The sequence below is a fragment of the Marinifilum caeruleilacunae genome (assembly GCF_013141825.1).
Lineage (GTDB): Bacteria > Bacteroidota > Bacteroidia > Bacteroidales > Marinifilaceae > Marinifilum > Marinifilum caeruleilacunae.
In genome coordinates this window covers 1-14,582 of sequence record NZ_RZNH01000030.1, presented here as the reverse complement: position 1 = coordinate 14,582, position 14,582 = coordinate 1, and the positions used below count along the sequence as shown (strand labels likewise).

General features: G+C 38.2%; 10 protein-coding genes and 1 riboswitch. Of the genes, 2 read left to right on the top strand and 8 right to left on the bottom strand.

The annotated features are described in order from the left end of the window. Positions 1-51 precede the first annotated feature (51 nt). Entirely contained in the window at positions 52-804 is a 753-nt protein-coding gene (locus tag ELS83_RS15720) for an ABC transporter ATP-binding protein (RefSeq protein ID WP_171596499.1), read from the bottom strand. Beyond that, positions 801-1,541 carry an MlaE family ABC transporter permease gene (locus ELS83_RS15715; RefSeq protein ID WP_171596498.1) on the bottom strand — a complete coding sequence of 247 codons (741 nt, stop codon included), beginning with the start codon at positions 1,539-1,541 and terminating at the stop codon, positions 801-803. The genes ELS83_RS15720 and ELS83_RS15715 overlap by 4 nt, the downstream gene beginning before the upstream one ends. 154 nt (positions 1,542-1,695) lie before the next feature. Here ELS83_RS15715 and ELS83_RS15710 point away from each other — a divergent pair, with 154 nt between their 5' ends. Next, positions 1,696-2,784, top strand: a complete 1,089-nt coding sequence (locus ELS83_RS15710; protein ID WP_171596497.1) for a mannose-1-phosphate guanylyltransferase — start codon at positions 1,696-1,698, stop codon at positions 2,782-2,784. A 68-nt stretch (positions 2,785-2,852) separates the two neighbouring features. Here ELS83_RS15710 and porN read toward each other — a convergent pair whose 3' ends face one another. The 6 genes from porN to topA form a co-directional block, all read right to left on the bottom strand. Next, positions 2,853-3,698 carry a type IX secretion system ring subunit PorN/GldN gene (gene porN / locus ELS83_RS15705; protein WP_171596496.1) on the bottom strand — a complete coding sequence of 282 codons (846 nt, stop codon included), beginning with the start codon at positions 3,696-3,698 and terminating at the stop codon, positions 2,853-2,855. Between the two features lie 15 nt (positions 3,699-3,713). Then, the gene (gene porM, locus ELS83_RS15700) at positions 3,714-5,273 is read right to left on the bottom strand and encodes a type IX secretion system motor protein PorM/GldM (RefSeq protein ID WP_283242733.1); all 1,560 of its coding nucleotides are present in this window, start codon (positions 5,271-5,273) and stop codon (positions 3,714-3,716) included. Positions 5,274-5,297: 24 nt separating this feature from the next. After that, on the bottom strand, positions 5,298-6,251 hold the full coding sequence (gene porL, locus ELS83_RS15695) for a type IX secretion system motor protein PorL/GldL (RefSeq protein ID WP_171596494.1): 954 nt from the start codon (positions 6,249-6,251) through the stop codon (positions 5,298-5,300). A gap of 46 nt (positions 6,252-6,297) precedes the next feature. Further along, positions 6,298-7,632 carry a T9SS ring complex lipoprotein PorK/GldK gene (porK, locus tag ELS83_RS15690; RefSeq protein ID WP_171596493.1) on the bottom strand — a complete coding sequence of 445 codons (1,335 nt, stop codon included), beginning with the start codon at positions 7,630-7,632 and terminating at the stop codon, positions 6,298-6,300. 45 nt (positions 7,633-7,677) lie between these two features. After that, positions 7,678-8,610 (bottom strand): PorP/SprF family type IX secretion system membrane protein, encoded by a 933-nt coding sequence (locus ELS83_RS15685; protein ID WP_171596492.1) that lies wholly within the window; start codon positions 8,608-8,610, stop codon positions 7,678-7,680. 375 nt (positions 8,611-8,985) lie between these two features. Further along, a complete protein-coding gene (topA, locus tag ELS83_RS15680; protein ID WP_171596491.1) occupies positions 8,986-11,409 on the bottom strand; it encodes a type I DNA topoisomerase in 2,424 nt (807 codons plus the stop codon). Between the two features lie 206 nt (positions 11,410-11,615). Between topA and ELS83_RS15675 the strand changes: the two genes are divergently transcribed. Continuing rightward, positions 11,616-14,009, top strand: a complete 2,394-nt coding sequence (locus ELS83_RS15675) for a transglycosylase domain-containing protein (protein ID WP_249414465.1) — start codon at positions 11,616-11,618, stop codon at positions 14,007-14,009. A gap of 76 nt (positions 14,010-14,085) precedes the next feature. After that, positions 14,086-14,286: riboswitch (cobalamin riboswitch) on the top strand. Positions 14,287-14,582 lie beyond the last annotated feature (296 nt).

Genomic DNA, 14,582 nt, shown 5'->3' with positions numbered 1-14,582 from the left:
TTGTTAGGCAAAGATAACAAATGCTTGCATAAACTTTAAGTTCAGAGGCAATCAGGTCGATTTTTTAATGTTTTTAAACAAATCGGAAGCAAAAACAAAATCGTTCAGTGCCTGGTTTTCGGTATTGAAAATTTCATCTTTTGTGCCTTCCCATGCCTTATAACCTTTACTAATGAAAAGAATTTTTTCTCCAATCTCCATCACCGAATTCATATCATGAGTGTTAATAATTGTTGTCATATTAAACTCTTTGGTGATCTCCTGAATCAAATTATCGATTACAATTGCCGTAACCGGATCTAATCCGGAGTTGGGTTCATCGCAAAACAGATATTTAGGATTAAGGGCAATGGCGCGGGCAATGGCAACACGTTTTTGCATTCCACCACTAATTTCGGATGGATAAAGGTGATTTGCATTTTGAATATTTACCCTGTCGAGGCAAAAAGAAACGCGATTGTTTTTCTCTTTTTCCGACATTTTTGAGAACATATCGAGTGGGAACCTTACATTTTCCTCTACATTAAAGGAATCGAACAATGCGCCACCCTGGAAAACCATTCCCATTTCTTTACGGATTTCCTTTTTACCCTTATGGTTTAGAGCTGTAAAATCTCTATCGTCGTAAAAAATGGACCCATTATCTACCTCGTGTAATCCAATGATCGATTTTAGGAGTACTGTTTTCCCTGAACCACTCTGACCGATTATTAAATTCGTTTTTCCGGCTTCGAATGTAATGGAGATATCGTTTAAGACCTTTAAATCGCCAAATGATTTGTTAAGCTTGTCCAGTCTGATCATTTTAAGAGAATTTGAGTAAGTATCACATTAGCCAATAGAATTAGGATGCTGCTGTTTACCACAGCTTTGGTACTGGCTTTACCAACTTCCAGGGCTCCACCTTTTACGTAATATCCATAGTAGGATGGAATGGCAGTAATAATAAAGGCAAAAACAACTGTTTTCACCAACGAATAGGTGATATAGTAAGGAATAAATCCGAATTGGGTTCCGTATATAAAATCGCTTAATGGCACTGTGCTGGTGAGGTAACTGGCAAGTAATCCGCCCAAAATTCCTACAAAAACACTCAGAACATAAAGGAATGGATTAATAAAAATCGCAGCTACAATTTTTGGCAAAATCAGGTAAGAAGCCGAGTTGATCCCCATAATTTCCAAGGCATCAATTTGCTCGGTAACTCTCATCGAACCTATTTCAGAAGCAATGTTGGAGCCTACCTTACCGGCTAGAATTAAGCCAACAATGGTCGAGGAGAATTCAAGAATCATTGATTCGCGAGTCGTATAACCTACCAGGTATTCAGGTAGCAATGGGTTCATTAAGTTATAGGCCGTTTGAAGTGCTATAACCGCCCCCATAAACAGGGAGATAATTACAACGATTCCAATGGAATTGATTCCCAGCTTATGAATTTCCTTCACAATCTGAGAGAAAAATAATTTCCCTTTTTCTGGTTTGGAAAGAACCAAAATCAGGAATCTAGAGAATTTGCCAACGTGCTCAAAAAGATTCATAACTTATCTTGTTTACGATAAAAGTACAAATAATTTACTTATTGTATCGCTTGCTTTTTCCTGCCAAAGGAAAAGCCAAACTATTTTTGAATTGACTTGGGATTTATGTATTTTAGGATATCTAATATTTATCTGCATATTATTACTAATCAATATGAATACTAACAACTACTGCGTTATCATGGCAGGAGGAGTCGGTTCCCGATTCTGGCCTTTAAGTAAAAATTTACGACCAAAACAATTTCTTGATATCCTGGGAACAGGAAAAACCTTAATCAGGCATACCTTCGAACGATTCGCTTCGGTTTGTCCGGTGGAGAACTTTTTCGTGGTTACAAATGCCATTTATAAAGACTTGGTATTGGAACAAATTCCGGAGTTGAAAGCAGATCAGGTATTGTTGGAACCCTTAAGAAGAAATACAGCTCCTTGTATTGCTTATGCGAACTATAAAATCTTAAAGCGTAACCCGAATGCTTCGGTTGTTGTTACACCAGCCGATCATTTAATTCTGAACGAGGTGAAATTCCTTGAAGTACTAAAAGAAGGAATCGACTTTGTAAAAGAGGAAGACAAACTGATGACTTTGGGCATGCAACCTACCAGGCCGGAAACGGGATATGGTTACATACAGGTGGGCAAAAAATCGGTTGATCAATCATCGGATATTTATCCTGTTAAAACATTTACTGAGAAACCACATTTGGATTTGGCAAAGATCTTTTACGAGTCGGGAGAGTTTTTCTGGAATTCAGGAATTTTCTTGTGGTCTTTGCAAGCCATTCAAAATTCGTTCAATAAATTTTTACCTGATGTAAATGCTTTATTCGAATCGATTTTTGAGGATATCGATACAGAAAAGGAACAAGCAGCTATTGATAAAATATATCCGGAATGCCAGAATATTTCTATCGACTATGGAATTCTTGAAAAATCGGATAATGTATATGTATACTGTACCGAGTTTGGTTGGTCCGACCTGGGAACCTGGGGTTCGATGTACGAGCATTCAAGCAAAGATGACAACCAGAATGCTGTTCAGGGCGAAAATGTAATGTTGTACGAATCGAAAGATTGTTTGGTGAATGCTCCTAACGAGAAATTGGTGGTTGTACAAGGTTTAAAAGATTTCATTGTAGTGGATACAGATAAAACCTTGCTAATTTGCCGCAAACGCGATGAGCAGGAAATTAGAAAGTTTGTAAACGATGTGAAAATTACAAAAGGAGAGGAGTATATCTAAACTCAAGATATTTACAAAAGAAAAGGACCTCATTGAGGTCCTTTTTTATTTTGTATGAAATACTCTTTCTAGTATTCCCAAAGATCGTGTTCGTATTCGAAGATATCGTTCTTAATTTTTTCTGCTTCGAGCATAGAATTAATTCCAACTGTGTATTCGCTGATACCACGGTTGTTGTGAACGTTCGAGATTTGAGTAATAAAGCTTGAAAAACGTCTCTTCATAAAAAGATCGTCGAATGAGTAACGAGCTGCATCGTTAAACGGGTTAAATACTTCATGAGTAGCCAACAATGGTCTTGCCTCAGGGAAATAAACCCAGAAAAGCTGCTTCATTTGTACACCGTCCATGGCAGTATCGCCATCTTTTACATACTCGCGAATTGGACAAATACCAATAATTCTAACCTGCATGGTAGATGTCTGCTTGTCGAAGAACCACTGCTCTTTTACCATGTAACGTTTCACATCGTCGGTGTGCATTTCACCAGGAATAATTACTGGCTCCAATTCACCGGTTAACCTGTTGCGTTGCATCATTGTGTCGGCCTGAGCATCAAACTTGGTGTGAATTTCGTCCAAAGTCATTGGCTCTTTAAATTCATCATCGTTTGTAGAATAGGCTGTCAAACCTTCATTTTCGATACCATACATCAGCAAATCAATTAAGCTGTAACGATCATCCTGTGGCGTAGTTGGATAATACATTGGAAGGTTCATTTTTTCCCTCAAATCAACGATTCTCCATACCAATTTAGACCACATCACATCCGATTCACGAATGTTTGAATAAGGAATTGGTTTACGATTCTTAATGTGATTCTTGCTGTATACACTGGTTGGGTTTGTTTGCGACATTACATTCGCAGAACAAAACAGTGCAAGACCGATTAATAGTAATAAGCTTTTCTTCATCCTATGTAAATTTTATTACTCTATTCTAAATACAATAGCAGGCAGATTTCTGGTTACACCATCGGGACCTACCGCCCTAATATCTTCTATATAAACTTTATTATTTCTTCTTAAATTTCTAAGCAATCTCATTTGCTCAGGGGTAAAGGTATCCGATCTTGATGCTTCGTCAACCGTAAAACCTTTTTGTATGGTCGATACGGTAAAACCGGTAATCTTAAATTCAAGATCGAAATCGAAGTTGTCCATTACTGCATCAACACCGCTTTGTGCCAATAGTAGATTCTTCTTGATTTTTCCACCATTCTTGTCTGCAATCTTTGCAACAGGATCAGGAATTGGTTTTACACGGAAATCTACGGTTCGTAATGGTCTCCATTCTCCATCGAAATTGGCCTCTACAAGAACTTTTGCAGTTCTGCCAACTACTTCTGGTTTTGCAATATATTCATCATCACTTCTCTTAACCAGGCGACCATTTCTATTAGAAATAGATGCTCGAATTCTATCTGATGAGAACCCTGGTGCAGATACACTTACAGGATTGTCAACACCAACATAAAACACATTCATTTTGGTAGGAGAAACCACCACATTTGGTTCTGCGACAATGTATTCAGATGAAAATTCAAGTTCTTTTTCAATACCAGAAGGAGTTATGTATGTAAGGATCCCCCCCCATTTTACTGGTCCAACTTTATCTGCTTTAGCGGTGTAAGTCGCTCTACCATCATTGTCATAATCAGTTAAAATACCTCTTCGGTCTACTTCAACTTTAGGATACTGAGTAGTATCTACAGCAGCTAAAAATACCTGAGCCTTATAGGTATTACCTTTTATAATATAACTTGAAGGAGCATACACTTCAGCCTTCAATTTGTTAAAACTAAACGATTCTGCTTCAATTTGGTTGAACAGATAATTTACAATATCCGATTCTGTATTTCTGATATCCGATTGCATTTTTGATAAAAGAGTAACTGCTCCTACCAAAGGTGTGTGATTAAACAGTTTAGATTCCCATGAATAATTAGGATCCCCTTTTTTACTCTTTTCAGGCTTAGAAGTATCTAATGTTTCTTGAATCGCATGACGAAGTCTTTCATCATTTTCATTAACATGATTCAATACTAGGTCTCGATAATTAGAAATGGCTTGTCTTAAATCTTTACCATGTCTTCCTACTATCATTACTTCACCTGGAATATCAATATTATCTCTACTTTTGATATTCTTCATATCATACTCTGGGCCATCAGCTTTCTCAACTATTTTTTCTTTTAACATTTGAATATAGTTGAATAGACTATCGGATTGTATTCTAATATTCTGAGCGTATTCCCAAGATTCTTTTACTTTATTTTCATTTGCTTCGTAAGCAGTTTTGAATTCTCCGTAGGTAACGGCAGTTTTTTCTTCAAAAGTAGATATGGTCTTAGCCAACCCATTATCGATTGTTGTAAAAGCGTCCAGTACTTCGTTCGATACATTTATCGCCAACATTGCTGTCAGAAATAAATACATCATTCCAATCATCCGTTGCCGCGGCGTTTCTTTACAATTACTTGCTCCCATTTCAGCTCAGCTTGATTGTTAGTACTAGTTCTTTTTTGTATGATCCATTGCACTAAGCATATTTCCATAAATGGTATTTAGTGCCGATAGATTTTGATTCAATTGCTCTGTTTCTTTGCGATAAGTTTGCGCATTTTCCAATGTTGCTGTTAATGCCTGCAGAACTTTATCTAAATCCTGGTGTACAGATTTCGAATTTTCCATTTGCTGATTGCCCTGCTTCAATTGCAGTTCGTAAATTGCGTTCAGCGATGAAAGATTCTTATTCATAGCCTCCATAGAGGTATTGAAATTTCCACTGTTTTCAGAAATCTTACCAAAATCATTTTGCAATGATTGGTCGATTTTCTGATATGAATTCAATAGGTTGTTACCCGACTCGTTCACTTTGTTTGCAAACTCTTTTCCTGAGTTCTCGATAGAAGAAGCTGCACCCTGGTAAGAAGCACTTAACTGATCAGCCGATTGTGACAACTGCTGAGTTGTATCGGCATATTTTCCAGAAAATTCTCCAACCGATTCAGATGCCTTCTGAATGGTTTGAACGTAACCATCAGTCGCTTTTGCAGCATCAGATAGGTTCGACAAATTATCAGCGGCATTGGTTAATTTTGCTAAACCTGCACTTAGGTGTGATAATTTATCTGGTTCAACGCTAATTTTTTCAAGTAATTGTTGCAACTGCTCTAGTCCTTCAACCTGTGCCCCTCCACCTTTTACCATGGTTTCGCGTGGCTCTAATCCAATTAATTCTGGATATACCAAACTCCAGTCAGGCTGTTCGTGTGGTGGTTCAAATGCTGAAAAGAAAAAGATAATTGCCTCTACAGACATACCTACTGATAAAAGTAAGCCTGCGTAAGGGTAATGCATAATTTTAAACAAGGCACCAATTAGTACGACGGAAGCTCCCCAACCATACACGTAACCCATAAATTTTTTCCATCTCGGAGATTGTACCAGTTCTGTAATATTCATGTCGGATTTATTGAAAAGGTCTTAAATAAATAGCTATACGGTAAAATTATTTACCTAAATGAGTTCTTACACAGCGGAAACCGATATACGATTTAGCAGTATCCTGATATTCGTATGTTCTGGTTGCGCATTGCAAATAGTAACCAATGTCTTTCCATGATCCACCTCTAATCACTTTTCTCTTCAATGCTGGAGGATCATCCGGAAGTGCATTGTATTCATAATTCGGATTCATATCGTGTGTAAAAGCATAGGCTGATTCGTCGTAAGCTCCGGAAGTCCATTCCGCAACATTACCTGCCATATCGTAAAGACCGAATTCGTTTGGCTCGTAACTTCCAACAGGAAGAGTTACCAAACCACCATCGTCAACATAGTTGCCACGCAATGGCTTAAAGTTGGCAAGGAAACATCCCTGGTCGTTTCTTGTATATGGACCACCCCAAGGGTACATATTTTGAGCAATACCACCACGAGCTGCATATTCCCATTCCGATTCGGTTGGCAAACGGTAATCCTGTACAGGGTAATCACCTTCCTGCTTTAATGCAGAATTGTGGAAACGAGTTCTCCAGATCGAGAATGCAGTTGCTTGTTTCCATGATACACCTACCACAGGGTAATCATCGTAACCTGGATGCCAGAAATATTGCTTTGTCCAAGGATCGTTATACGAATAAGTAAAGTCCTGAATCCAGCAAAGGGTATCCGGGTAAATATTTAAAGCTTCTTTCATGATAAAAGAAGATCTGTCTTCGATTTGTTTTCTACCACCTTTGTAGTCGTCAACCATTCCTTCGTACTCACCTGTTTCGTAGTTGTAACGATTCGATTTTTTTGCAGCTTGTTGCAAATCAACCCATTCGTACTGATACTTCAGCTTTCTTGTGTCGATTTCCTTGTTGCGGAAAAATCTTTCATGCTCAGGCAGATACATTTCTTCCAGAATTTCTGCATACTCTTCATCGTCCCATTCCAATCTTTCTTCCCAATTGATGAAAGGAGGATCGATAGGGTTTCCATTTTCGTCTTCAGCAATCAGGAATTCTTCGAATTGTTGTCCTAACAACTGACGAGCAATAGAGTCTCGTACCCAGTATACAAACTGACGATATTCATTATTGGTAACTTCTGTTTCATCCATCCAAAATGATTCTACAGAAACAGTTTTAGCTGAAGCATTTAGTGCCCAAGCTACGTCCTGGTCATTAGGTCCCATAGTAAAACTTCCTCTCGGAATTTGTACCATACCATAAGGTTTTGGCTCAAACCATTTTCCTCTCTGACCGGCACCAACAAGTTCTCCATTACCAGTGCGGCTTCCACAGGCTGACAAGAACAATAAAACAATTACACCTAGTGTTGTAAGTAGTTTATTCATAGTGGTTTTGTAAATTGTGCTAAAAGCACAGATTTTTAATCTTTTTTATAAAAATCGAATACTCTTATATTTTTGATTTCGGCTTTCCAATTTAGTGTTGAATCTGTACGTTAACAGAAATTCATGAGATGCTTTCGCAATTTTTGATGTTGAAATATCGTAAGCATATCCAATTTGAATTCCATTGTTGAATAAAACACCAACCATTCCAACTATTGCATCATCGACTCTATATGAAACGCCTCCCCAAATCTTTTTATTGTATCGTAATAAACTGTTTATGTCGATTTGTGAAACAACAGCATCTGTTTTGTAAAAAACGGATGGTATTACTTCCCAGCTTTCATCGAGCTTAAACGTGTATCCGGCCGTGGCATAATAATGCCTTGCCAAATAGGTTTCTACTGCTTCGCTATACGCAACAGAAGGCTCCGTGACATGCAATACGGAAAGACCGGCATAAAAGTTATCTGTTTGGTAAAAAATTCCTAAACCAGGATCCAATACCATCTTCCCTTCGTCTATTGTTGGGGATCCCAAATCCTCCTGTGCCGAAGTATATTCATCTCCTTCGGGTACAAACCATTCACCTTTTAAGGCGTTGTTCTGAAACCCCACACTAAGACCAAAATGCAAAGAACCATTCGCAAGTTTCTTTTGATAAGAATAACTGAATTTAACCCCGGTATTCTTTTCAAAACCCAACTCGTCTCGTACAATTGTTAAGCCCAAGCCATGTGTTTTTCCAGCAAAACGTACTGGGGTACTTAGGTTTACAACTGTTGTTACGGGTGCATTATCAAATCCCACCCATTGCTGACGATTAATTGCTGAAACTACAATATCCTTTTCGGCACCAGCAAAAGCCGGATTTACGGAAAGGATATTAAACATATTTTGACTGAACTGTGGGTCTTGTTGTGCCCTTAAAATCAGAGCAAAACAATTCAATATTATAAGGAAAAATACTTTTTTCATGAAATATTATATAGTTCAGTAACGGTCAAAAACTGCGAGGAGTAAAGTAAATAAAAATAAATCTTCCTTACAAGTTTTATCAGAGGTTCAAGCACTTTTATCAACAATTTTCAGTTGTCTATTTTCAATTCATTTTTTGTTATAAAAACATTAAATTAAACAAATCAAAAGCTTAACATCTGCATAATCAATATTCTTTGTGCCAATTACGTAATCCATATGTACGATGATTTTTTTATTTTGTTAATACATTTTCATGTTTTTCAAATTAGATTAACAATAAAATAATCTGGTCTTGCACTCAAAATACGCTATAAGGCAATAAAAAAAGGCTGTTCGCGAAACGGGAACAGCCTTTTTTTTTTTTTGAAAAAATTACTTTTTAGCCTTTTTGGCAGTGGTAGTTTTTTTCTTCGTCGTTGTAGTTTTCTTTTTCGTCACCGTTTTTTTGGCACTCGTCTTTTTCGTAGCTGCCTTTTTGGTGCTTTTCTTTTTAGGACCTTCTTTGATGATTTTCAAACAATCTTCATAGCTCAATGCCTTAGGATCTTCGATATCCTTTGCCAATCGGAAGTTTTCCTTTTTGTAGGCAATGTAAGGTCCCCAACGACCATTTAATATCTGTAAGTCCGGATCTTCGTCAAATGCTTTGATGAATTTTTCACGATCCTTTTGTCTCTTTTCTTCAATCAGTTCAATGGCACGTGGAAGATCAATTTCCATTGGATCATCCACATCCTTTTTCAATGAAGCAAATTTGCCATCGTGGCGAACGTAAGGTCCAAATCGACCAATGGCTACAACCACTTTTTTATCTTCATATAAACCCAGGTCTCTTGGTAACTTGAATAGATCCAAAGCTTCCTCGAGTGTGATGGTTTCCAGGTGTTGTCCAGGACGTAAGCTGGCAAACTTAGGTGCTTCTGCTTCTTTGTCTTCCGAAGTTTCACCCAACTGAGCCATTGGACCATACCTACCGATACGCACCAAAATCACTTTTCCTGTTTTAGGATCTTCTCCTAAAATTCTCTCTCCTGTCGATCTTTCTGAGTGCTCCAGGGTTTTTTCAACATTTTCATGGAATGGATTGTAAAACTTACCAATCATTTCATGCCAGATCATGTTACCCAGTGCAATATCGTCGAATTCTTTCTCTACATCAGCTGTAAAGTTGTAACTCATTACATTTGGAAAGTGTTCGTTCAAAAAGTCGGTAACTACCATTCCGATATCGGTTGGGAAAAGCTTTCTTTTTTCAGCACCGGTAATTTGAGTTTTGATTTCCTCTGTAATGTTATTGTCTTTCAGGTTGATTACCTCGTATTTTCTTTCTACACCATCTCTCGACTCTTTTACCACATAGCCACGATTCTGAACCGTAGTAATGGTTGGAGCGTAAGTTGATGGACGACCAATACCAAGCTCCTCAAGTTTCTTCACCAAACTTGCTTCGGTAAATCTTGGTGGACGGTAGGTAAAGTTTTGTGTTGCATTCAGGAAATCTTCCATTACAGGATCGTTTACCTTCACATTAGGAAGTAAGGTTTCCTCCTGCTTGCCGTTCTCATCGTCGGTCGATTCCATGTATACTTTAAGGAAACCGTCGAATTTGATCATTTCCCCGCTAGCAACAAATTCTTCTCCATTGTTAGATGCAGCAATCTTGATATTGGTTTTCTCCAATTTGGCATCGCTCATTTGCGAAGCAATGGTTCTTTTCCAAATCAGGTTGTACAAACGAATCTCGTTCGACTCTCCTTGTATTACCTCTTTGTTTAGGTAAGTAGGACGAATTGCCTCGTGAGCTTCCTGCGCACCTTTATTTTTGGTTTGGTATTTTCTAATTTTCACATAGTCTTCGCCATGACGTTTGGTAATTTCCTCTTTTGCTGCTGCCAGTGCAGTATCAGAAAGGTTTACCGAGTCAGTTCTCATGTATGTGATATTTCCGGCCTCGTATAAACGCTGGGCAACTGCCATGGTTTGAGCTACCGAAAATCCTAATTTTCTACTTGCTTCTTGTTGTAGGGTAGAAGTTGTAAATGGAGCTGCAGGTTTGCGTACCGATGGTTTTTTCTCGATATCGCTCACTTTATAGTCTGCATTTTTACAAGTTTCCAAAAACTTTAGAACGCCTTCTTTGCTTGCAAAACGTTTTGGATGTTCTGCCTTTAAAGTTTTTTGGCTTCCGTTTTCTTCCGTAATTAGGAAATTGGCTACAACCTTATAGTAGGTCTCTGGTTTGAAAGCAATAATTTCTCTTTCACGTTCAACCAAAAGACGAACGGCAACCGACTGCACACGACCAGCCGAAAGTTGAGGTTTTACTTTTTTCCACAATACAGGGGAAATTTCAAAACCTACCAATCGATCGAGAATTCTTCTTGCCTGCTGTGCATTTACAAGATTATCATCGATATCGCGAGGATTTTCGATTGCATTTAAGATTGCATTCTTTGTAATTTCGTGGAATACAATTCTTTTGGTGTTCTCTTTTTTCAATTTCAGCACCTCGAATAAGTGCCATGCAATGGCCTCTCCCTCGCGGTCTTCATCAGATGCGATCCAAACCGTCTTGGCTTCTTTGGCTAACTTCTTCAGTTCTGTAACTACCTTTTTCTTGTCTGTAGATACAATATATTTAGGTGTGAAATTGTTTTTGATATCAATCCCAAAATCCTTTTTTTCCAAATCCCGAATGTGCCCAAAGCTCGATTTTACCAAGAAATCCTTACCCAGGAATTTCTCGATTGTTTTTGCTTTTGCAGGGGACTCAACTATTACTAAATTCTCTACCATCTCGAATCTGTTCTTTGGAAAGTTTAGGTTAAAATTTTTTGCAAAGTAAAACAATAAGCTACCTAAGTTCAAAATTTTGTGCGAATTATTTTAATATGGTACTATAATAATATAGGTTCAAAATCAAATAAAATGAAGAAAAATACGTCTTATATCTTAGAATATAATTTGCTATTTTTACAGCTCAATTAAAATTTATAAGGAGTATGACTGAAATCGATCCTAATCTGGAAAATGATCCAGGAATGGAAATAACCAAAGAGTCGCGTTTGAAAACCTACAAAAAGCCATTGCTTATTTTTTGGTCGGTTTTTGTTGTTGGAATTCTGGCGGGAGTCCTGTTTTTCGTAGGAGTTTCAAATGGAACATTCGGGTTTATGCCAACATTCGAAGAGTTGGAGAATCCTAAAAGTAGTTTGGCTACAGAGGTGTATACCGCCGATGGCGAATTGCTGGGAAAATTCTATTTCCAGAACCGATCATTTATCGATCATGATGAATTGTCGCCTTATTTAATTGATGCCTTAATTGCTACCGAAGATGTTCGTTTCGAGTCTCATTCGGGAATCGACCTTCGTGGTTTGGGTCGTGTTGCAAAAGGTTTAATCACCAGAGATAAAAATGCCGGTGGTGGGAGTACCATCTCGCAACAGTTGGCAAAAATGCTATTCCCTCGCGAAGAATTTAATAGTAAGCTGGATATTGTTTTCAGAAAATTCAGGGAGTGGGTAATTGCTGTAAAGCTGGAAAGAAGTTATACCAAAGAAGAAATCATGACCATGTATTTTAACAAGTATGATTTCTTAAATCTTGCAGTGGGTATTAAATCGGCAGCTAATGTTTATTTCAATACTACTCCTGATTCTTTAAAAATGGAGCAGGCAGCTATGCTTGTTGGAATGGCGAAGAACTCTTCTTACTACAATCCGTTAAGAAGGCCAGAATTGACTAAAGGAAGAAGAAACACAGTGCTTTCGCAGATGGTGAAATATGCTTACCTGGATAAGCATGTGGCAGATTCGCTGAAACAACTTCCATTGGGAATTGACTACCAGAAAGTGGACCATAAACGAGGAATGGCTCCTTATTTTAGAGAATATTTGCGTATGTCCTTAACTGCTCAAAAACCTGAAAGAGCGAATTACCCTTCATGGAACATGCAGAAATTCAAACAGGATTCTTTGGAGTGGGAAATCAATCCGTTTTACGGATGGTGTAACAAAAACCAAAAAGCGGATGGAACACCATATAATATATATAAGGATGGTTTAAAAATTTACACCACGCTTGATTCGAGAATGCAAAAATATGCAGAGCAGGCTGTGGAAGAGCATTTGGGTCTGGATTTGCAGAAAGCTTTCGACAGAGAAAAAGAGAATCACAGGAATCCACCTTTTTCGGATGATTTAGATGATGAAGCCTTTGAACACCAGATGGATCTGTCGATTCGACGCAGTGAAAGACATCGTGTGCTGAAGAAAAAAGGTTTATCATTTGATGAGATTAAGGCAAACTTTAAAAAGCCTGTTAAAATGAAAATTTTTACATGGAAAGGGGAGAGAGATACCCTTCTGTCGCCTATGGATTCCATGTTGTATTATAAAGGATTTTTACGTGCCGGCTTTATGTCGATGGTACCACAAACCGGAGAGGTGAGGGCTTATGTTGGTGGTCCAAACTACAAACACTTCATGTATGATATGGTAACCCTTGGTAAACGCCAGGTAGGATCAACCATTAAGCCATTTTTGTATACACTGGCCATGCAGGAAGGTCTTACTCCATGTGACGAAGTGCCGAATATCCCGCAAACATTTATTTTGCCTGATGGTTCTCCTTGGACCTCAAGAAATTCTACAAGTGCCCATAGTGGAGAAATGGTAACCTTAAAATGGGGCTTGGCAAATTCTGTAAATAATATTTCGGGCTGGGTATTGAAACAAACCAAACCCGATGCCGTTGTTTCTATGGCTCGTAAAATGGGCGTTGTAAGTCCAATTGAGCCAGTTCCGTCAATTTTCCTGGGAACCTCGGATATTTCGGTTTATGAAATGGTGGGAGCCTACGGATCATTTGTGAACAAAGGAGTATACATCAAACCTCGATTTATTACAAAAATTGAAGATAGCAAAGGAAACCTTGTTGCTCAATCGGTAGCTCAGAAAAACGAGGTGATGAACGAGAAAACTGCTTACTTGATGACCAATCTGCTAAAAGGTGTGGTTCAACAAGGTACAGGAATAAGACTTAGATCTAAATATGGTTTGAGAAATCCAATTGGAGGAAAAACCGGGACTACCCAGAATCATTCTGATGGTTGGTTCATGGGAATTACACCAGAGTTGGTTTCGGGAGTTTGGGTTGGAGCAGAAGACAGAGCCATCCGATTTGAAACCATTTTTTACGGACAGGGTGCCAATATGGCTTTACCAATTTGGGCATTGTACATGCAAAAAGTATATGGCGACACTGATTTGAATATCTCGAAAGGAGATTTTGAAAAGCCTCGAGGAGTGAATATTAATTTGGATTGTGATGCGGTTTCCAACGAGGATACAGGTGCAAGTTCGGATGATTTCGATGATGAGGATTTCTTCTAGAAATCAGTTTTTTGAAGAAGATATTGCAATATAAATCAGATTTAAAATCTGTTGCAAGATCAATATATTTTGTTTAAAATTGTAGTGCGATTCAGGTTCTCCGACAGGAGAATAATAGGGAATCCTGTTTAAATCAGGAGCTGTCCCCGCAGCTGTAAGTTCCGATTCAATTGTGAATCTGTGTTTTCGACAAGTGTCCACTGTCTCAATTTGTTGGGATGGGAAGGAGTTGAGAGCCGGAACAAGCCAGAAGACCTGCCTGGGTTATGGATTTTAGCTTTCGGGCATGAAAAGCGGAAAGATTCAGTTTATTCTTTCTATTCCGATGCTAGCAGATTCGGTACGCCAAAATCGAATCGAAAAAATTCATAGTAACTGTTTTACTATAGAGGATGTCTCGCCAAGGCATCCTCTTTTTTTTTGTGCTGTCCCGTCCTGAAATAAGTTGACAGTAAATCGACTTATTTATGAAAATATTGAGAAAGACTGTAGCAAGGCGTACCCAACGAAATTATAATTTATCCTTTAAATTGTCAGTTGTACGTCAAGTTGAAGAAGGGGAAATGACCTACC